The organism is Nostoc sp. (assembly GCF_036917435.1).
Taxonomy (GTDB): domain Bacteria; phylum Cyanobacteriota; class Cyanobacteriia; order Cyanobacteriales; family Nostocaceae; genus Nostoc.
Genome location: NZ_JBALDM010000006.1, coordinates 147034 through 167347, shown reverse-complemented (window position 1 = coordinate 167347; position 20314 = coordinate 147034). Strand labels below are relative to the sequence as shown.

Annotated in this window: 22 protein-coding genes and 1 pseudogene; 17 read left to right on the top strand and 6 right to left on the bottom strand. The window is 40.4% G+C overall.

Annotation, left to right across the window (positions count from 1 at the left end; genetic code table 11):
* Positions 1-40 precede the first annotated feature (40 nt).
* Entirely contained in the window at positions 41-703 is a 663-nt protein-coding gene (locus tag V7K98_RS02955; RefSeq protein ID WP_335019331.1) for a response regulator transcription factor, read from the bottom strand.
* 150 nt (positions 704-853) lie between these two features.
* Here V7K98_RS02955 and V7K98_RS02950 point away from each other — a divergent pair, with 150 nt between their 5' ends.
* From V7K98_RS02950 to V7K98_RS02940, 3 genes are all read left to right on the top strand, one after another.
* Positions 854-1090, top strand: coding sequence for a DUF433 domain-containing protein (locus tag V7K98_RS02950; RefSeq protein WP_334857289.1), 237 nt, complete (start codon positions 854-856; stop codon positions 1088-1090).
* The gene (locus V7K98_RS02945) at positions 1087-1440 is read left to right on the top strand and encodes a DUF5615 family PIN-like protein (RefSeq protein ID WP_335019330.1); all 354 of its coding nucleotides are present in this window, start codon (positions 1087-1089) and stop codon (positions 1438-1440) included. Before V7K98_RS02950 ends, V7K98_RS02945 begins: the two co-directional genes overlap by 4 nt.
* A 134-nt stretch (positions 1441-1574) precedes the next feature.
* On the top strand, positions 1575-2147 hold the full coding sequence (locus V7K98_RS02940; protein WP_335019329.1) for a transposase: 573 nt from the start codon (positions 1575-1577) through the stop codon (positions 2145-2147).
* Positions 2148-2474: 327 nt separating this feature from the next.
* Here the strand turns inward: V7K98_RS02940 and V7K98_RS02935 are convergent, their stop codons facing one another.
* A complete protein-coding gene (locus V7K98_RS02935; protein WP_335019328.1) occupies positions 2475-2792 on the bottom strand; it encodes a hypothetical protein in 318 nt (105 codons plus the stop codon).
* A gap of 228 nt (positions 2793-3020) precedes the next feature.
* Here V7K98_RS02935 and V7K98_RS02930 point away from each other — a divergent pair, with 228 nt between their 5' ends.
* From V7K98_RS02930 to minE, 10 genes and pseudogenes are all read left to right on the top strand, one after another.
* Positions 3021-3293, top strand: a complete 273-nt coding sequence (locus V7K98_RS02930; protein WP_335019327.1) for a hypothetical protein — start codon at positions 3021-3023, stop codon at positions 3291-3293.
* Between the two features lie 263 nt (positions 3294-3556).
* Positions 3557-4486, top strand: a complete 930-nt coding sequence (locus V7K98_RS02925) for a hypothetical protein (RefSeq protein ID WP_335019326.1) — start codon at positions 3557-3559, stop codon at positions 4484-4486.
* A gap of 48 nt (positions 4487-4534) precedes the next feature.
* Positions 4535-4771, top strand: coding sequence for a hypothetical protein (locus tag V7K98_RS02920; RefSeq protein WP_335019325.1), 237 nt, complete (start codon positions 4535-4537; stop codon positions 4769-4771).
* Between the two features lie 27 nt (positions 4772-4798).
* Positions 4799-6427: pseudogene (locus V7K98_RS02915) on the top strand (CHASE2 domain-containing protein); the annotation flags it as partial.
* 240 nt (positions 6428-6667) lie between these two features.
* On the top strand, positions 6668-7165 hold the full coding sequence (locus V7K98_RS02910; protein ID WP_335019324.1) for a DUF29 domain-containing protein: 498 nt from the start codon (positions 6668-6670) through the stop codon (positions 7163-7165).
* A 41-nt stretch (positions 7166-7206) separates the two neighbouring features.
* Positions 7207-7869 carry a hypothetical protein gene (locus tag V7K98_RS02905; RefSeq protein ID WP_335019323.1) on the top strand — a complete coding sequence of 221 codons (663 nt, stop codon included), beginning with the start codon at positions 7207-7209 and terminating at the stop codon, positions 7867-7869.
* Positions 7870-7925: 56 nt separating this feature from the next.
* Positions 7926-9248, top strand: a complete 1323-nt coding sequence (locus V7K98_RS02900; protein ID WP_335019322.1) for a four-carbon acid sugar kinase family protein — start codon at positions 7926-7928, stop codon at positions 9246-9248.
* Positions 9249-9492: 244 nt separating this feature from the next.
* On the top strand, positions 9493-10527 hold the full coding sequence (gene minC, locus V7K98_RS02895) for a septum site-determining protein MinC (protein WP_335019321.1): 1035 nt from the start codon (positions 9493-9495) through the stop codon (positions 10525-10527).
* A gap of 289 nt (positions 10528-10816) precedes the next feature.
* Positions 10817-11623 (top strand): septum site-determining protein MinD, encoded by an 807-nt coding sequence (gene minD / locus V7K98_RS02890; protein WP_334832052.1) that lies wholly within the window; start codon positions 10817-10819, stop codon positions 11621-11623.
* Positions 11624-11659: 36 nt separating this feature from the next.
* Entirely contained in the window at positions 11660-11950 is a 291-nt protein-coding gene (gene minE / locus V7K98_RS02885; protein ID WP_323199038.1) for a cell division topological specificity factor MinE, read from the top strand.
* 134 nt (positions 11951-12084) lie between these two features.
* On the opposite strand, the gene V7K98_RS02880 is transcribed toward minE, so the two are convergent.
* From V7K98_RS02880 to V7K98_RS02870, 3 genes are all read right to left on the bottom strand, one after another.
* On the bottom strand, positions 12085-12291 hold the full coding sequence (locus V7K98_RS02880) for a Txe/YoeB family addiction module toxin (protein WP_335019320.1): 207 nt from the start codon (positions 12289-12291) through the stop codon (positions 12085-12087).
* Positions 12292-12316: 25 nt separating this feature from the next.
* Positions 12317-12676: a type II toxin-antitoxin system Phd/YefM family antitoxin gene (locus tag V7K98_RS02875; RefSeq protein WP_335019319.1), complete on the bottom strand. Its 360-nt coding sequence runs from the start codon at positions 12674-12676 to the stop codon at positions 12317-12319.
* 388 nt (positions 12677-13064) lie between these two features.
* The gene (locus V7K98_RS02870) at positions 13065-14384 is read right to left on the bottom strand and encodes a hypothetical protein (RefSeq protein WP_335019318.1); all 1320 of its coding nucleotides are present in this window, start codon (positions 14382-14384) and stop codon (positions 13065-13067) included.
* A gap of 858 nt (positions 14385-15242) precedes the next feature.
* Here V7K98_RS02870 and fmt point away from each other — a divergent pair.
* The gene (fmt, locus tag V7K98_RS02865) at positions 15243-16247 is read left to right on the top strand and encodes a methionyl-tRNA formyltransferase (RefSeq protein WP_335019317.1); all 1005 of its coding nucleotides are present in this window, start codon (positions 15243-15245) and stop codon (positions 16245-16247) included.
* Between the two features lie 188 nt (positions 16248-16435).
* Here fmt and V7K98_RS02860 read toward each other — a convergent pair whose 3' ends face one another.
* Positions 16436-18244 carry an ABC transporter ATP-binding protein gene (locus V7K98_RS02860; RefSeq protein ID WP_335019347.1) on the bottom strand — a complete coding sequence of 603 codons (1809 nt, stop codon included), beginning with the start codon at positions 18242-18244 and terminating at the stop codon, positions 16436-16438.
* Between the two features lie 615 nt (positions 18245-18859).
* Here V7K98_RS02860 and V7K98_RS02855 point away from each other — a divergent pair.
* The 3 genes from V7K98_RS02855 to V7K98_RS02845 all read left to right on the top strand — a co-directional run bounded on the left by V7K98_RS02855 (position 18860) and on the right by V7K98_RS02845 (position 20156).
* Positions 18860-19297 carry a hypothetical protein gene (locus V7K98_RS02855; RefSeq protein WP_335019316.1) on the top strand — a complete coding sequence of 146 codons (438 nt, stop codon included), beginning with the start codon at positions 18860-18862 and terminating at the stop codon, positions 19295-19297.
* Positions 19298-19522: 225 nt separating this feature from the next.
* Positions 19523-19741 (top strand): hypothetical protein, encoded by a 219-nt coding sequence (locus V7K98_RS02850; protein WP_229560327.1) that lies wholly within the window; start codon positions 19523-19525, stop codon positions 19739-19741.
* A complete protein-coding gene (locus V7K98_RS02845) occupies positions 19734-20156 on the top strand; it encodes an aspartyl protease family protein (RefSeq protein WP_335019315.1) in 423 nt (140 codons plus the stop codon). Before V7K98_RS02850 ends, V7K98_RS02845 begins: the two co-directional genes overlap by 8 nt.
* Positions 20157-20314: the final 158 nt, after the last annotated feature.

The following is a 20314-nucleotide window of genomic DNA, read 5'->3' as shown; positions in this document are numbered from 1 at the left end:
TAGAATCGCCATTAGTGTATTATTACAACCACAATCTAAATCAGAATGATAATAGTTTTTTCTGAATTGCTGTCATACATAAGGCAATACGAGAATTGATATCTTTTTGCTCAATTTCATCGATACCCAATTTTACTTTCAGGCGTTGGATATGATTTTGAACAGCCCTGAGCGATATGTGAAGACGATGAGCGATCGCTTGGTCTGTTAAGGATTCATGACACAAAAGCCTGAGAACTTCCAACTCTCTCTCATTCAAGTGTAATTCTTGACGTAACTCTCTAGGCAGTTTCAATTCTCCATTCAGGGCACTTTCAACCCCTTCTAAAAAAGATTTGCGCCGTTCCATTTTATTCACTACTACAAACCCACCGCAGTGATGATTAATAGATTTGACAAGTTTTATCAACCAACTGGGTTCACTACTATAGATGAGGATATTTAGAGAGGGATAAGCATTAAAAATTAACTCTAACAATTCTAAAGAAGATTTAGCTGACTGAGAGCCAGAAGGAGAAACAAATTGTAAATCAAGGACAATTAAATCTGGTGTCTCTATTTGTAGACGTTGTAGTGCTTCTTGCGGAGTATTAGCGATCGCACAAATAGCAGAGGGGTCGAATTTTCTGAGAAAATCACAGTTATTTTGGGCTACCTCTGGGTGATCTTCTACAACGAGAAACATCTGTGGCTTGGCTTTCATATTTTTAGCGATTTAAACGAAAATCCATATATTGAAAAGTGCCTAGTTTAGCCACATAGGCATCACTTTACCTATATCCCGGAGAACTTTTACGAAGTTGGAGATATAAACTAGACTATATAAATATATGCTTTACAAAAAAACAACAATATGAGCAGCAACCTTTTACAACGCATTACCTATAATCCTGACATTTGCCACGGCAAGCCTTGTATTAGGGGACTTCGTTATCCTGTTGAATTGATACTCGAATTACTTAGCTCTGGCATGACAATTGATGAAATTTTAGCAGATTATGACGATTTAGAACGGGAAGATATTCTCGCATCTCTCCAATTTGCCGTTCGCTTGAGCCAAGTTAAAAGTATATATAAAATTGCTTCATGAAATTTCTTGTCGATGCTCAATTGCCTGTTCGACTGGCTCGATTATTAGAATCTGCGGGTTATGATACAATCCATACAAAAGATTTACTTAACAAAAATGCTACGTCAGATACAGAAATCAATGCCGTTTCAATACGGGATAATCGTATAGTAATTACCAAGGATTCTGATTTTTTAAATTCTTTTTTGACAATTCAAGAGCCTTACAAATTACTACTTATCACCGCAGGTAATATTAATAACTTAGAGTTAGAAGCATTATTCACAGCTAACTTGCAATCCTTGGTGGAGTTATTTAATAGTCACTCTTATATTGAAATGACTCGTGATTCAATTATTGCTCACTTGTAAATAAAATAGAGCGATCGTCTAAAATCATCATCTCATCTGGGAGACTAGATCCCCGACTTCTTAAAGAAGTCGGGGATCTGAAATCCTCACTCTTAATAGGGAATACTAAAGGCAACATCTCATATTCCAAGCTTATGCCGCAAAGACCGGTTTCCCTGCAAGTTGGGAATTTTTACCATGTTTATAATCGGGGTAACAATCGCCAAGCAATTTTCTTTGAGCGTGAGAACTATATTTATTTTCTCCGGTTGGTAAGGGAACATCTCATCAGCAATGCAGTAGATATTGTTGCTTACTGTTTAATGCCCAATCATTATCATTTTTTGGTTTATTTGAGAGATGAAACCCTGTCTAATGCTATGAAATCTCTCTCCCTTTCCTATACAAAGGCAATTAATAAGCGTTTTAATCGCTCCGGCGTATTATTTCAGGGAAGGTTTCAAAGTATTGAAATTTTAGAAACTGATTATCTTGTCAATCTTTCACGTTACATTCATCTAAATCCAGTGAAAGTAGGACTGGTAGAACAACCCGGAGAATGGGAATTTTCCAGTTATTTAGAGTATGCAGGATTACGAGCAGGAACACTACCCAAAACAGAGTATATTAAGACCCAGATTGAGCAAGAGTCAGCTTATCAGCAATTTTTGGTGGATCATAACCTACCTGCTAGTACTGGCTTCAAAAGACTGTTGCTAGATGATTAGCCTGGGAAACTAGATCCCCGACTTCTCCAAGAAGTCGGGGATCTGAATGACCTACAAATAGCTTTAATTAACTCCGACTCTAATTGTTTTGCCACCGCCACCAAGATTTAGACCATCTGGGCTTAGATACACTAAACCGTTTTCAAAAGATGTAATTACTTGATCGTTATTACATACCATACGGTTAACTTTCACAGAGCCTTTATAAACATTTTTGGTTCTTAAACTACCGTCAAGACCTTAACCATCTGGGCTACGATAAATGTATCCTCCACTGTATGCAACAAAAAGAGCGCCTTGGCAGGCTAACATGGCTCTGGCTGTCTGTCATCCCGAATAGACTAACGTAGTCCTTCCACTACCGCCAAGACCTTGACCATCTGGACTACGATAGATTCTACCTCCCTCAAACGCTGTGTAAATTGCACCATTGTAGTTAATAATCTGCGTAGCTTTTCCTGTGCCTTTGTAGACCAGCAATGGATCTCCTCCGGTTGCTGGATAAAATAATATCTGAGTTCCCTGAATTTCATACCGACCGTCAGGAGCTTGTGCTTTGGCAGATGAAGGAATCAAAGAATTTAAAGAGCATATACTCATAGCAGAGATAGCTCCAACAGAGAAAAGAGTTTTTAACAATTTCATACGCTTTTTACTCCGAAATTACTGTGAATTACTAAGTTATTGATTGCGAACTGCGATCGCTCTAAGCTTTTACTGAGATTAGTTTTACCCACCCCAAAAATCAACGAGCATCACCGCAGAAAACTTTGCGAACTCCCGCAAAATAATTTGCAGACTTACGAACCCATCTAAAAACCCAATTCTGATAAGTGTGAGAACATCATTTATCCACCTGTTCAGATTCCAATTATGAAATTCCCCATACAAAGATTGCATATCATCCTCACCACAGTATCTTTGCTGTGGGGACTCAATTCACCCGCCTTTGCTCAACAAATTTGGTCAGGAACAGGCAAAATTGTCAGTGGTGCCGGTGAAGGTGGCACGGTTGGTTTAAAATTAGAAGTTAAAGATAACAATGTGCAATTTCTCTCTGGCCCCTCAAAAAATGAACCACCATTTCAGCTAAATAACTCTACAGATATCAATGGAACTGTAAAGCTGAATGCTGGAACTTGGTAGTTTGTCCAAACAGGGAACGAGTTAGAAATCAGCTTGTCTCAAAATAATCCTTATCGGATTATTCGCTATCGTCTCTTTCCCAAATCGTAACCAGATGTGTGGAGCAACTAATTAATGATAAGCCTTGAACAATAAGAACCCTGACTATCCGTAAATAAATTATAAATTGATGTCAGAAGTTGGGGGTTTTGGTATTGCGATTTAATCGCGCATCAACAAAATATTAAATTAATTTTTTCCTCATTAAATCAAATTAGAATTGAATGACTCGTTTTATCCATGACCAATTTGCCAAACAATATCTCACCGAACTATTAACACCTTATGGTCAAGTAGACATGAGCAAAGATATTACCTCAGAAGTTAGGCAAATTGATGTATTATTTACTCCCGCATCGCCATCTCAAGACAGAATAGAAACACTAGGACTGCTAGGAAGAATGGCTACAAATTCAAGTTATGCCATATTTGAACCATTCCGTAATCCTGTCAGTAAAAGTGAAATTCGCAGTTGCATGGGTAAATTATTTGACATCCATGCAGACCCAGAACGGCAAGGAAAACGCAATAATACACGAATAAATGAAGAAGAATTACCCTATTTATGGATTTTTACTCCTACAGCATCAGTAGACATCCTAGAAAGTTTTAATGTGACTGTAGATGAAAAAAATTGGGGTCAAGGGGTTTATTTGCTGGGAAAAGGATTAAAGACTGTAATTATTGCCATTCATCAACTACTCAGTACACCGGAAACACTGTTTTTGAGAATTTTAGGTAGAGGAAAAGTACAAAGACAAGCAGTAGAAGAATTAGAAGCACTGTCTGATAATAGTCCTTTCCTGACTAATATAATACAATTAGTACATGACCTAATTGCTGTGTTATCTGCACGTCAAGAAAAAGAACGAGATATCGATCAAGATGATCGGGAGTTAATTATGAAATTATCGGAAATGTATCAACAACAATTAGAAGAAATTAAAAAACAAGAACGACAAGAAGGAGAACAACAAGGTTTAGCAAGAGAACGTCGCGCTATGATTGAAAGTATTCTACAAGTACGTTTTGGAGAAGTTGATTCAGAATTAGCCACAATTATTGATCAAGTAATTGCCATCACGAGAGAAGAATTCACTCCTTCCCTTTTGCAATTATCTCGTGAAGAGTTATTAGCCAAGTTTACAAAGTAATGTTGCAACTAGATCCCCGACTTCTTAGAGAAGTCGGGGATCTGAATCATGAATGAACCACCGTTTCAGCATAACCAAATGTTGTGGAGTAAAGGTTGGCAAATTAAGTTTCTCAGCTTAGGAATTAGTTGCAGTGTATTTTACAATTTTATTTTCTCCCAAATTCCTTTAGTTCAAAAATTGGAGTTACAGCTTCAAGATACTTTACTGAGATTGCATCACCCAAAATATCCACCCATAGAAATCATTTTGGTGAAAATTCAAAGCAAAGATTTGGCAAATTAAAAGCTATCTTTAGGGCGAGTTTTCTATGCAGATTTAGTCAACCATCTTTTAGAAGCAGGTACATCTGTCGTCGTTTTGAACCTCCGCAATGACTGGCGAGAACCACAAGAGTTTGAGTACCCAATTAATATTACTGAGCCAATAAATAGACCTCTAAAAAAATTGGTGCAAAATCATGGCAATCAACTTGTTTTAGTGACGCGCACCAATTCAATCTCTAATTATAATAAACCAAAGTTTTTAATCTATAATCATCTTCTCCCTTTTAATGGTGAGCAACTTCAACCTTTAATACCCCCTGAGACTATTCAGGGCTTTTTTGAATACGAACCAGAAGCAGAACTTCCTAGAGATTTAAATAGTACTGCTCGTCGCGCTCATTTGGTTGGTCGATTCTTTGTCTCGGAAGAAATCAATCAAGTTCAAACTTTTAAATCTGCTGCACTTCTAGCTTTGGAAAAGTTTGAAAAGCAAGAGCCAAAAGTTTATCTATCCTCACGATTTACTACAATTCCAACTCAGGTAGAGATTAATTTTTGGGGTAGGACGGGGACTTTTCCTTCTCTGGAACTAACATCTATTTGTCAACCTACTAAAGACAAGAAATGTTTGGTTGTGTCTCGGAGTAAGCTATCTCAACAAGTACGCCATAAGGTCGTTTTCATTGGTTTTGCAGAAGGGAACAACATACACACAATGGCCATGCTGTCGCCTTTCGGCGACAGCATGGCCGGCGTAGAAATTCAGGCCAACCTCATGGCCAGTTTGATGACAGATTCATTTTTACAAATTCCGCCGCAATGGATCGAATTGATAATCGTTATCTTCGGGGCGTTTTTGATCAGTTTTGGTATTTATAATTATCGAAGTTGGCGTTTATTAGGGTTAGTTTTGGCAATATTTTCAGGTTATTTAGGAGTATTTATAATTGCCTATAAATATAATTGGATATTAGCAATTATTCTGCCTTTATTGGTGTGGACAGCAACGGGAATATCTATTTTTCTCTATTTGATTTTGGGACGACAAAAAGAGGTTATTACTCTACAAAACTATCAAATTAGCCAAATAAAGGCGGCTGAACAAGAAGCTATCCTTTGTCATACACGCAAAATCCTTCATCGCACTGCTTCTGATATCCATGATGGGGCTTTGCAAGATTTGAAGCTGGTGATGGACAAAATTGAATTGGAATCTGATTTAGATGTAGATGCAATTTTAAACAAGTTGGCAGCATTAGGACAGGAAATTAGGGAGAAATTGTCTAACATTCGTCGTTTAGCTGAGAAAATGCAGGTGACTCCAGCATTACGAGAAGGGTTAGATGTAGGAATTAATGCTACGCTGCAAGATTTTGTCAAGTCTGGAAAGTTAACTTTAACAGTGATTACAGAAGTTCAGCCTCTCCAAGAACCAGAGTTGAACAGTGTTTGGATTGAACACCGAGAGGAAATTTACCGCTTTTTCCGCGAAGCACTGAATAATGCGATCCAACACGCCCAACCACCTCACGGAACTGCTACCCAAGTGTGTATTAGTTTAGGGCAAGAGGGGGACAGATATATTTTAGCGATCGCCAACAACACCCCAATGGTAAAAAATACCACCTGCGGACGCGAAAAAGGTGGCTATGGCACTAAGATGATGAATGCGTAGACGCAAAGCGGCTTGTCGCAAGACATCGCTTCTGAACTTCCAGATGGTACATGGGAGATGTTAACTTTACCTGATGGACAAGTGCGAGTCACACTGAGTTGGCGTTTATCCTAAGTCGCTCTGGCTAAAGAAATTCATCCACACTAAACCCAATTAAAATAAATACGCAACTTGGACTTCCAATTGCATCAAAGCTCAATTGAGCTAAATTAAAAAAAATAGTAGAAGTTCAGATAGTGTATGGTCAAATCAATAATCCAATCAACAACTCAAACCTTATACGACCAAGATTATTACCTGTGGCTGATGACAACTATAAACCAACTTCGTACTGGTCAGTTTTCATCTGTGGATTTAGATAATTTGTTAGATGAATTAGAAACTATGGGTAGAAGCCAGAAGCGAGCGGTGAAAAGTTTGTTAATTCGACTTTTTGAACATTTGCTTAAGATAACATACTGGGATGTGGAACGGGAGCGCAATGAAGGGCATTGGAAAGCGGAAATTAGGACATTCCGTAGAGAGATTAAGGATGAACTCAAAGATAGTCCTAGCTTAAAGCCTTACATTTTAGAAATATTTGATGAATGCTATCAAGATGCAAGGAAAGAAGCAAGCGATCGCTCTCAACTTCCCATTGACATATTCCCCTTGATATCCATTGGCTCTTTAGAACAAGTTTTAGATGAAAACTGGTTTCCTGAATATAACCACAATCATCAGACCAAACCCGATTAAAATAAATACGCAACTCGCGCTTCCTCAAGGAGTATCAATCCGTGCAGCCGGACTTAATAGGCTTGGAAATTAGTAAGGGGGAACTGAGACGTTTGACTGGATTCGATCCTGAAGACGTTTTCCGTCCCTCTGTTTTGCGAGATAGCAAGAAGCGATTAGGGTTTTTCCTCAATGAAATGCTGGTGACGCTGGCGCTAACACCCATAATTGTGGGCTTTATTTATGCGTTTATTATTCTGCCGACAATCGGATCTTCAATTAAATTCGGAATTCTTTTACTAATTTTAGTGCCAATGCCGATATTAGTGGGGCGATGGCTTTGGCGGCAGTTGAGCTTTCCCGAAGGACTGACAATACTTTTAGATGAAGTTGATAAATATCATGACCTGATTAGCGCTATAGATATTAATGACCAATTGGCAGCATCAGGAAACGTACAAAGCAGCATCCATGACCGAGATAAAGTCACCGCAGCCCTGCAACTGATTAGAGAAGATTTAGTCCGCGCTCTGAAAACGGAACGAATTTTGCGAGATAATAAAAAATTGCTTGCTAATAACCAAGAGTTATTTGTGAATAATTTAGCCAGTCTGCAAGCTTTACAACTTAGTAGTCAGGCTGGCGAATATGCTCAACTGCTAAATCAATCATTGCAAATTGCGATCGATGTACAAGCAGAAATCAGAAAATTGCACAAAGGCTGAGTAGAGTTTTTCTTGACTGATGAATTTCTTAAAAAACAATCGCCCCGTTGACTTAAATGAGCAACAAACCCAAAATAATTGTCCTGGATGATGACCCTACAGGTTCTCAAACAGTCCACAGCTGCTTGCTGCTAATGCACTGGGATGTAGATACTTTACGCATTGGATTGCAGGATGATTCGCCGATTTTCTTTGTGCTGACTAATACTAGATCGCTAACGCCAGAGTCAGCGACATCTGTCACCAAAGAAGTTTGCCAGAACCTGAAAATCGCTTTGGATGCTGAAGGAATTGAGGATTTTCTGATTGTTAGCCGTTCTGATTCTACTTTGCGAGGGCATTATCCTGTTGAAACTGATGCGATCGCAGAAGAACTCGGCCCTTTTGATGCTCATTTTCTCGTCCCAGCATTTTTTGAAGGGGGACGCATCACCCGCGACAGCATACATTACTTAATTATTGCTGGTGTCCCCACCCCAGTCCATGAAACCGAATTTGCCCGTGATTCCGTCTTCAGCTACCATCACAGTTACTTACCCAAGTATGTTGAAGAAAAAACTCAAGGACGAATTAATGCCGAAGCTGTAGAAAGGTTTCTCCTAGACGATATTCGCGCTGGTAGTTTGGAACGCTTGTTAAAACTTAATGGTAATCAGTGCGCTGTCGTCGATGGTGAAACTCAAGCCGATCTCAACCGCTTTGCAGTAGACATATTAGCAGCAGCAAGTCAAGGAAAACGCTTTCTGTTTCGCAGTGCCGCAAGTATTTTAACGGCTTTGGCCGCTTTACCACCCCAACCAATTGCCGCCGAAAAGATGGCCCAGTATGTGCGACAAGGCAAACCAGGTGCGGTGATTGTTGGTTCCCATGTGAAAAAGACTACTCAACAGCTAGAGGCGCTATTGCAAGTAGAGGGAACTCTGGGAATCGAAGTAAATGTGGGGCGATTACTTGATGATGTAAATCAATCTGCGGCACTACTAACTGAAATTCAGGAAAGTACACGGGCGGCACATGAAGCGGGCAAAACACCTGTAGTTTATACTAGCCGTCAGGAACTGAATTTTAAAGATGTCAACACCCGATTGGAGTTTGGGGCAAAAGTTTCAAGTTTATTGATGGATATTGTCCGTGGTTTACCATCTGATATAGGATTCTTAATCAGCAAGGGTGGCATTACCTCAAACGATGTCTTGAGTACTGGTTTAGCTTTAACTTCAGCCCGCTTACTCGGTCAAATTTTAGCTGGTTGTTCAATGGTGTTAACGCCATCCGATCATCCCCAGTTTCCTGATTTGCCTGTGGTATTGTTTCCTGGTAACGTTGGTGATGCTGATGCCTTGGGGACAGTTTATCAAAGGTTGACTAAACAATCTTGAGTGTTGAGTGACGATCGCAATTCTGAACTAGACCTTTTCTGCTAGAAGATAATTTTTTACGTAGACCAAAAGCGGCTTGCTAAAGGCTACCGCAAAGAACGCAAAGGAAGATACAAGTAATCTTATGGTGGGAAGGGAGTAATCTATGCTCCGCATTTTCTGGTCTGACGATGTTGTTGGATTTTCCAACTGATCTAATATTGGTAATGATTCGGAGTGTCCTTTGTCTTTTGGCTAGTACTGCATGACTTCTGATTCTGCAATTCCCGATCTAAAGTCAAATTCTGCACTTCCTAATGCAGAATCAAACTCTATCCTTTCGGAGGTAGAGGTAAATCCTACTGTTTCTGATGTAGAGTCAGATCCTATTCCCCCTGATGCGGAGTTAAAATCCGTCCTCCTTTATTTAAAATCAAATACTGTCCTTGGGGATGTAGAACCAAATCCTGCTAACCCAGATGTAGAGTCAAATTCTGATACCGCATCAGATGATTTTATCCTGACTGATTCAAATCCCAATGAGTCAGCAGTATCAGGCTATCGCGTCAATGACAATACTCAAGTCCAGATAAAAAGTAAGGAGGGACGACTTTTATTAATTCTGCCCCCAGAATCTCAAGTATCTGCCTCAGAACTCAGTTGGTCTGATATTTGGCAACAAATTAGGCAACGTCTGAATGCAGGCGATCGCTTCCGCATAGCTAATACCCCCGTGCATCTTATGGCACAAGATCGGCTAGTAGATGCCAGACAACTCCAAGAACTCGCCGAGGCTTTAAGTGAAGTCGAACTACGGCTAATATCTGTATCAACAAGTCGGCGGCAAACTGCGATCGCAGCCGTCACATCCGGCTATTCTGTAGAACAATTGCAGCCCGTAACTTCCCTAAGTACAGAACCAGAAGCTACAGCTACACCCCAGGCAGATGCCCTTTATCTAGAAACAACAGTCCGCTCTGGAGTAGAAATTCGTCATCCTGGTACAGTAGTTATCTTAGGAGATGTAAATCCAGGTGGTATTGTAATTGCAGATGGAGATATTATTATTTGGGGTCGTCTACGTGGAATTGCTCATGCTGGAGCCGGAGGCAATCGTGAGTGTCTGATTATGTCTTTGCAAATGGAACCTACCCAATTGCGGATCGCCGATGCTGTCGCTAGGGCACCAGAAAAATTACCGATGCAATTTTCTCCAGAAGTGGCACATATTATGCCCCAAGGGATTCGCATCGCTAGGGCTAGTGATTTTTCTAGAAACCAATTTACTAAGAGCAATTAGTAGCCCTGAATATTTACCTAAAATATGAAGAATATGAAGGATGAAATATAGCGGTTTTCATGTAGATAGAATAAACTACTCTAATCCCTATCCCCAAGCGTTGTGTATTTCACACGACTGAGCGTAGATGCAAAGCAGCTTGTCGCCAGACATCGCAATAAAAAAATATTCATCCTTCCCCCGAATTAGGGAGATCAGATATTTCTTCATACTTGATACGATACTTCATACTTTATACTGCAATTTACAGTTTTATATTTCCTGAACCCTCATTGACCGCATTTCTATCATGACTCGCATTATAGTGATTACCTCCGGCAAAGGAGGAGTGGGTAAAACCACAGTTTCAGCAAATCTGGGCATGGCTTTAGCCAAAATGGGTCGTCAAGTAGCCTTGGTTGATGCGGATTTTGGTCTGAGAAATTTGGATTTGCTGCTAGGGCTGGAAAACCGCATCGTCTATACTGCGGTAGAAGTCTTGGCCAGAGAGTGCCGCTTAGAACAAGCCTTGGTGAAAGATAAGCGCCAACCCAATCTCGTACTCCTGCCGGCAGCCCAAAATCGCTCCAAAGATGCAGTCACACCAGAACAAATGAAGTTACTGGTGAATGCCCTCGCCCAAAAGTATCAGTACGTGATCATCGATAGCCCCGCCGGTATTGAAAATGGGTTTAAAAATGCGATCGGCCCGGCAAAAGAGGCGCTAGTTATCAGCACGCCTGAAATTTCCTCAGTTCGTGATGCCGATCGGGTAGTTGGGTTACTAGAAGCACAAGGTATCAAGCGTGTTCATTTAATAATTAACCGCATTAGACCCGCAATGGTGCAGGCAAATGATATGATGTCAGTGCAAGATGTTCAGGAACTTCTCGCCATTCCCCTGATCGGGGTAATCCCTGACGACGAGCGTGTTATTGTATCTACCAATCGCGGCGAACCCTTAGTGTTAGCTGATAATCCATCTTTAGCTGCAACAGCCTTTGAGAACATTGCTCGTAGATTAGAAGGGGAAAGTGTCGAATTTCTGGAGATCGACTCGTCCCAAGACAGCATCTTCGCCCGGATACGAAGGTTGTTCAGGACAAAGATTGTTTAACTTACTTTTCCAGTCTCCGCGCCAGACCTACTTGTAATGATTGAACTTCTAGAAAGACTTTTTTCTCGCGGCCCTGATAGCAGTCGAACTCAAGTTAAACGTCGCCTGCAATTGGTGATTGCTCACGATCGCGCTGACTTAGATCCTCAAACGTTGGAAAAAATGCGGAAAGAAATCCTAGATGTAGTCTGTCGCTATGTCGAAATTGAGACAGAGGGCTTGGAGTTCTCCTTAGAAAGCAACCAACGAACTACAGCTTTAATTGCTAATTTGCCCATCCGCAGGGTAAAAGGAGCCATCCCTGAATGGGAAAGAGGTGATAAGTAAGCCTCTATAGTTTTAATCTTAGAGGATCTTTTAAAAGTCGATGTAGGTCAAAAATTATACGATTCGCTATAGTTACGGCTTGTTATGAAGTTAAGCTAATCAGCATTTAAGTTGCATAAAAGCAGGGCTAAAAGTTAATAATGATAACGAGCTTGTAAAAAATTTATTTCATCATCTTTTACAAGATATACAATTCTATGTTCTTGTGTTAAACGGCGAGAGCAAGTATTAGGATCTAAATATTTTAAAGGTTCGGGCTTACCTTTCCCCTTGAAAGGATCTCGGCAAGTCTGTTTGACAAGATCCAAAACTTTAAGGGTAACTCGTTGATCATTTTCCACCCAAAATTTTAAGTCTTCTAAAAATTCAGGTTGAAATACTGTTTTTCTTTGGTTTGGAGTTGCTGGAATTTCTTGTTCTGATTGGTTTTTGAGGTTCTTCTTTTTGGTCAAATCCTAACTCCTTACTAAGCTCATCCAAGCTTTGAGATTTCACAACTCCTGATTTAGCTCGATTTAAAGCTGTTAGCAAACGTTCAGCATTACGGGGAGAACGTAAAAGATGAGCAGTTTCTAGAATACTAGAAAGTTCATCAACAGCTATTAAAGCTACATTTTCAGCATTACGACGTGTAATGATTACAAAATCGCGTTCTGAAGTAACTTTATCGCACAGTTCAGACAGCTTTGCTCGTGCTTCTGTGTAAGTATAACTATCAGAAACCATAAGTATCAAAAGTTCCGTTTTTACTTGTAAATTGAATTAAGTACATTCTCGCTTAACCTGTACACAAAGTCTGTACAGGTTGATGCTTTTATCATAACATAACAGAAATTGATAAAGTAAATTTTTCAAAAAACCTGGTCAAGCAATTATAACTAATTGGGGTCAAAAGTATTGTAGGCTGTGGATTACAGCGTCTACAGTCTAAGCTAGACTTTCTCCATTTTTTGGCAACGCTTAACCTGACATTGAAACCTTTGTGGAACGGTAGTTTTACTTTTTAGAGGGCAAGATACCTACCCCAGAAGAATCATCCCTATTTTATGCAACGCCAAAAAAAATCCCGTTGTCGGCAGTAACGACAACGGGAGAATATAAAGTTTTTTATAAACTATCGGTAAGCAACTTGCGGCCCTGCCCAAATTTCTGTAACCTTCTTACCAAAAGTAATCGGCTGATCGTCGTCTGTTGTAGTGATAGTCTTGCCATCATTAGCAACTTGCATTAAAGGCCAGTTTTCCTCGCCCAATTCGCCTGCACGGAACAGCGCACGATCTGGTTGGCTTTTACTCCAACCTAACAACACTGCGATTTTTTCATGTTGCTCCTGACTAACAGGAGCAACTGTATTAGCCTGATTTTTTTGCCGATCCCAAATCACTGCACTATCTGTAGAATCGCCTGTGTTAAATATACCTTCAAACTTGCGTGCTAAGAAGCGATCGCCTTTTTCTGACCAGCTAACTGGAACTAATACCCCAATCTGACCGTTAGGATTAGCTTCTTCTGACGACGCACCCTTTACAGCCTTTACCTTTAATAAAGGATCGCTAACAGGGGTAGTTGAAGCCATTACCCACAACTTCTTAGTTTGCATATCTTGGACAAATAGAACGCTAGTAACACGGCTGTTGTACATTTCGGGTTTCACTTCTAGTTGCACCCGGCTATAAACAGCATATTTACCGTCTGGAGAAACTACAGGTACGCTGCGATAGTGACGAACTCCAGAACCACCCTTGGAAGCGATTGCTTCTTGAGTCGTTGTAATCCATTTCCAAGGAATCGGATGAGGACTACCTATAGGATCTATTTGTTCTGCTTGGGACTCGTCAACTGGTTCTACAACACGTATTTCAGTCGTTGTGGTTGGTTGTGATTCTCTCGTAGTTGGTACTACTTGAGTTGCTGTCAATGATTCAGTTAAAGACTTTTCTCTCAAAAGAGAATTTTTTGTTTCTCCCAAAGACTTGATATTAGCGGCTTTGAGTTTTTGTACTAAATTAAGCTGACTAACAGGAACATCTGTTAATGGTGCGAGTTCAACTGCTGCCAAAGTATCAGGAACAGTTAAATCGCTGTTTGAGAAAGAACTATCTGCTTGAGCAAAGGAATGAATTTTATCTGCTAGTAATACTTGCGGTTCCTGGAGAGCAGGATTTTGTGTTGTTACAGAGTCAAATTCTTCTGTTAAAGAGTCAATTTGATCTGTTTTTAATATTTCAGCGTTCTCAGGTTCCCCAACTACAGCTATTTCCTTTGGTACAGAGTCAGAATCTCTAGTCATCGAAGTTAGTTTAGCTACTTCGGATTTTACAGGGAACAAGTGAGCCGATGCCCCTAGCAAGGGTGCAATCAGTATCACAACGACAACGTAATTGAGAAATGGTTGTGCGCGGAACCATCCTGACAGCAAAAGGGCTTTAAGCATTTGTAGACTCTCTAGAGGGGGGTTGCTATGTGAGAAGCAATACCTATGCAGCAATGGGGCAGGCAGTAATTATATGTATAACAACAAACTAAAAACTTTGACGAGATATTTCTTTCAAAGTTTGCAGAGTTTTACAAAAATTAAGTATCATTGTCCACACCTTTTCTTACTCAGGTACTGAATGTTTTTTTGCAAAAATATGCGAGTATAGTAAATATGCTGAGAACTCAGTAATTACTACACGAGATTTAATCCTGCTGTTGCTATACTTGACTACACCAATAATAGGTATTAGTCAAGGAACGTGCAAGTTATAGTTGAAGCGATGACGCTGGAAATCAAAAATGAAATAACCTAGTTATTGGGGATCGTACTAGCGATCGCTAGTACACAACAAAAAACCCAGATTATACATTAAATATAACAGCGCAAACCCTCAAAATGGTAAATGTGAGGCGTTACGTGAGAATTGGGGAAAGCAGAAGCACAATAAATCATACTCAGAAAAACTGCTGTCAGCAACCCAAACTATAAATTGCAATCTCAACTACAAAAATAGCTAGAAGACGCAATAGTTTCTTAGAAACCAAACTGCACTTAATGCCAATTTGGGGAACACAATCGGGAACACAACAAAATTTACTCGGTAGATGCTCTAGCGGCTCGTGACGAAATACCACTAAACCATTAGGTTCACCAAAGGCAGATGCAGTTTATGCTACCTGTTACACTTGTTAACTTAACTATTAAGTTAAATTTTGGAGCCTTTTGGTTTGACTAATAAGAAAATATTGTACCACCAAACAGCCGATATTATTTACCATTAACTAACGAGTAACGATTAACAGCTAATTATTAATGAAAATTGTATTCTTTGGTACACCCCAGTTTGCTGTGCCCACTTTGGAAAAGTTATTGAATCATTCAGAATTTGAGGTGTTGGCAGTTGTCACTCAACCAGATAAACGCCGGGAACGGGGAAATAAACTTACACCATCACCTGTAAAAGCGATCGCTACTGCTCACAATTTACCAGTATTCCAACCAGAACGGGTTAAAAAAGACACTGAAACTTTAACCAAGCTCAAAGAACTAGACGCAGATGTGTTTGTTGTTGTCGCTTATGGACAGATTTTATCGGCAAAAATCTTAAAGATGCCAAAGTTGGGCTGTATTAATGTGCATGGCTCGATTTTACCCAAATATCGCGGTGCAGCACCGATTCAGTGGTGTTTGTATAACGGTGAGAGTGAAACGGGGATCACAACCATGTTGATGGATGTGGGGATGGATACCGGGCCAATGCTACAAATAGCCACTACACCTATCGGATTACTGGATAATACTCAAGATTTAGCCTTTATACTAGCTGCGATCGGTGGGGATTTGTTGGTGGACACTCTGTTGAAGTTGGAACGCCAGGAAATTCAACCAATTCCCCAAGATAATTTGTCAGCTACTTATGCACCTCTGATTCAAAAAGCAGATTATGGTTTGGATTGGTCAAAAAGCGCTATTCAATTACACAATCAAATTAGAGGCTTTTACCCTAACTGCACGGCTACCTTTCGTAACAACTTGCTGAAAATCACCGCTTCGGCTCCCCTTGGTTGTGTAAGCAATCGCAATCTGCCACCAGAATTACAAGAATTAATTCACAAATTGCCTGATTTGTCAAATGCATCAGACACACCAGGAGTTGTAGTGAGCATTGTCAAAGGAATAGGAGCGATTGTCCAAACAGGGGAAGGTTTGTTGCTGTTACGAGAGGTTCAGCTAGCTGGGAAGCGTCCCCAGTCAGGATGGGATTTTGTTAATGGAACCCGCTTAACTGTGGGAGAAGTTTTTGGTGCAGGAAGTTGAGGAGAAGTTAGTCAGATGACTGGCTAGGTGGTTTGATAGAATGAGCGATCGCTATTTTAATTCAAAAGTAACTATAGCAGTTCCCATTCAGATGCGATACAAGATTAATCGTGAAGTGTAAGGGCACGGCACTGCCGTGCCCCTACGGGTGTACCTCACTCGACTGAGAACCGCTATAGCCCTATTTGCTATTTATAACCGGCTGCTTGCAACATAAACAACTTGGCATAACGTCCGCCTAGCTGTAATAATTCTTCGTGAGTTCCCTGTTCTATAACTTCCCCGTATTCTATAACCACGATTTTGTCAGCCATTCGTACCGTCGAGAAGCGATGGGAAATCAAAAGTACCATCTGATTTTGAGTAACAGTGCGAAAATGATTAAAAATCTCAAACTCAGCTTGGGCATCGATTGCTGATGTTGGTTCATCTAACACCAAGATATCTGCTTGCGATCGCATAAAAGCACGAGACAAGGCAATTTTCTGCCACTGTCCCCCAGAAAGTTCCTGTCCTCCCTTAAACCAACGCCCAAGTTGAGTCTGGAAGTTTTGGGGTAATTGGTCAATAAAAGATTGCGCCATGCCTTTTTCAGCAGCAGTTTCCCAAAGGGTTTTATTTTCAAGATGTTCTACATCGCCCACGCCAATATTCTCCCCCACAGTAAACTGATAGCGGACAAAGTTCTGAAAAATCACACCAATCCGACGACGCAGTACATCCACATCCCATTCTTGCAAGTCCAAGCCATCTAAGAAAATTCGCCCAGAGTCGGGGGTGTAGAGTCGGGTAAGTAGTTTAATTAAGGTTGTCTTACCGGAACCGTTTTCACCGACAATTGCTAGTTTCTCTCTGGGTTTCAAATGCAGCGAAATGTTTGTCAACGCTGGCTTAAAACTTCCTGGATAAGTAAATGATACGTTCTCAAAACGAATACCATCTTCAGGATTTAAACCAATGGTTGCGTTACCCCAAGACTTTGGTACTTTCTCTTCAAGAAAATCGTAGAGATTTGATAAATATAGGTTATCTTCATACATCCCTCCAATAGATGTGAGGGCATTGGAAAAAGTAGATTGTCCTTGGCGAAAAACGGTGAGATACATTGTCATATCTCCTAAAGAAATCTTACCTCGCATTGTTTCCAGCACAATCCAAGCATAAGCTAGGTAAAAAGCACCAGTACTAACTAAACCCAGGAGATAGCCCCACACTCCTCGCCGCAGAGTCAAATCGCGGTCTTCGCCATAAAGTTGATCGAACAGGTTGCGGTAACGTCCTAGCAGCATCTCTCCCAACTGGTAGAGTTTGACTTCTGTGACAAAATCTTCTCTTGCTAGCAAATTTTCTAAGTAATGCTGTTGACGAGTTTCTGCCGCACGCCAACTAAACAAGCGAAAGCCTTCTCCAGCAAACTTGGTTTCGGCAATGAATACAGGCATAGCTGCCAAAATTAGTACTACGACCGCCCAAACTGAGAAATTTACTAGCAAAATACCGTAGGTGAACAGAGAAAGAGCATTTTGCACCAACCCAAAGGTGCGGTTTACTAACGAAAGGGGACGAACTGATGCTTCTCGTCGCGCATTGGTCAATTTGTCATAAAATTCCGAGTCTTCAAACTGCCTAAGATCCAGTGTCAGCGCCTTTTCTAAGATGAGTACATTCACTCGCTGACCCAGTAGCGCCCGCAATAACGATTGACAAATAAGGATTCCGCGTTGACCTCCTGCTAGTAGAATTACAGCGATCGCTTCTAATCCTACATAAAATAGCGAGGGATAAATATTGACAAAACCATTATTTTGTGAATTAACTTGAGATGCAAATACTACTGCATCAACAATTAACTTACTAATGTAGGATATCGCCGCCGGTAAAAGACCAGCAACTAAAGTTAAACTCGCTAGAAGAATAGTAAGCGATCGGCTAGTAGTCCATACTAAGCTTAGGGCCCGTCCACTATAGCGGAAAACCGTCAGTGATTGCCGTAGGATATTTCTTTTTTTTTAATCTTCATCTTTATTGCCGCGAGATACACCAGCTTGGGCGGATCTTCCTAACTCTATTTAATCTTTATAAATTTTACATTTTTATCAGAATGTTGGCTGAAAACCCCGAAGTTTAAACCTAAAAACTAGTTTTGTAGGGTGTGTTATGCCGTAGGCTAACGCACTAGGTGTTAACTTTGTACCATTTTAGGTGTTCAAAATTCATGCAAAATATATAATATATGCCAGTAGTTCTAATCAAACGGACTACGAGTATAATATCCAAAATAGGGGTTTAAAAAAGAAGTTTTCCGTATATCCAGAAAGAAGGTAGCTGTAATGCTTGATATATTAGGATTTAGAAAAAAGTTATACGGAAACTTTCCGTATAATAAATAGTTGGACTGCTTTCAGTTATCTGTAAGCGCAGTACATAGAGATTTTCTGCTAGTGTCCTTAGTTAAACTACCTTAATAGCGGTGGTGAGAGATAGTTAAACAAATTCATAAACTAAAATTTGGGTTCAAGAATTGGCAAGGTTACTTGCAAAAAGTAAAATAATAGAGAACAAATAAAGAGGAATCATTTGCTTTTCGTACAACTACTTCTGTGGAGAACATTTTGAGCGAAGCTAAAATAGTGTCTCAATGGATGGTAATTAGTATCTCTAGAGACATAATTCCAGATAAGGCTATATCGGCACTTAACTTTTCTGATGAGTCATTAGATTCTGTATTTGCAAACGGTGATTTGAGTACATTCTTAAGTGAGCTTTATAACGAAACTAATCTTCTCCTCACTGAAAGTGGTGAAACCTCTGTTTCTGGTGAGGATTTTAGACGTTATTTAGCTGAACGAAGATTTGAAGAGGGGCTTTTAAAAAGTTGTGACTTTGCCGAACAATTTACTAAATATGCTGTCGAGGCAATTCCTGCAAATGCCTTAGTCAAGACATACAAGCCAATCAATCCAGAGTATTTCTTTTCCAATCCAGTTTTTGGGAGAACACTAAAATACCTTGTTGTTTGGGATAACCTTTGTAGTAGTGCAGCGGATTGACTTAAGCCGCTTGGATTGGATGCAGAGACTCTAGCAAGCGCTGACCCGAACCGTTATGCGGCTTAACCCGTCAATGGAGGTAATACTACCAAGTTGCCTGTTAGCATTTAGAATTAAGGTACAAACAAGATTGCACTTTAAGCTGCAACCGTGGATGCGATCGCGAGGCTAAAATGAGAGGGCGATCGCTTCCTTTCACCAGCCCTCAGACGAGGAGATTCTCAAATGCCATTAGCTGAACTCATGTCACAAATCCAGGAACTTCCAAAAATTGACAAGCTTCGGCTAATGCAGTTCCTTGCCACAGAACTGGTCAAAGAAGAAGATGCAAACTTCTTTGTTGCGAACCAGGAGTATCCAGTCTGGTCGCCGTACAATTGTTCTGAGGCTGCCAATGTCTTGATGAATCTTCTGGCGACAAAGCAGCAAGAGAAGAATGGTTGACACTCAAAAATTTCCCTACAAAATCATTGATAGCAGCCTTGGCATGGTTGATCGATTGCCATACATACCTTTGACGCTCAGTCTTAATGGTCAATCTCTGAACACTGAAGGTTTATTGGATACAGGTGCAAGCGTTAATGTTTTGCCCTATGAGTTGGGTTTACAACTGGGCTTAATTTGGGAGGATGAAACTCTCTCAGTTCTATTGGCTGGGAACTTGGCTCGATTTGAAGCTCGTGCAGTCGTTGTTGATGCTCCCGTCAGTTCATTCCCCACCATTAATCTTGCATTTGCTTGGACACAAACACCCAATGTGCCTTTAATCTTGGGGCAAGCTAATTTCTTCTTTGAGTTTGATGTTTGTTTCTTCCGTGCGCGTTCTGAATTTGAAGTTCGTCCCAAACAAGTTGGATAAAATGAAGACAGGAGCATCAGTTGGCAGCGATCGCTGAGTTACGGTCTAACAATCCCGTTGCACACCGACCGTACAGAGAGAGTCTCTTTGTTGAGTCCGAGAGGTTGCTTGCGGGGGGTGAACGGGGGCGTTATACGTTATACATATAGGTACATAAC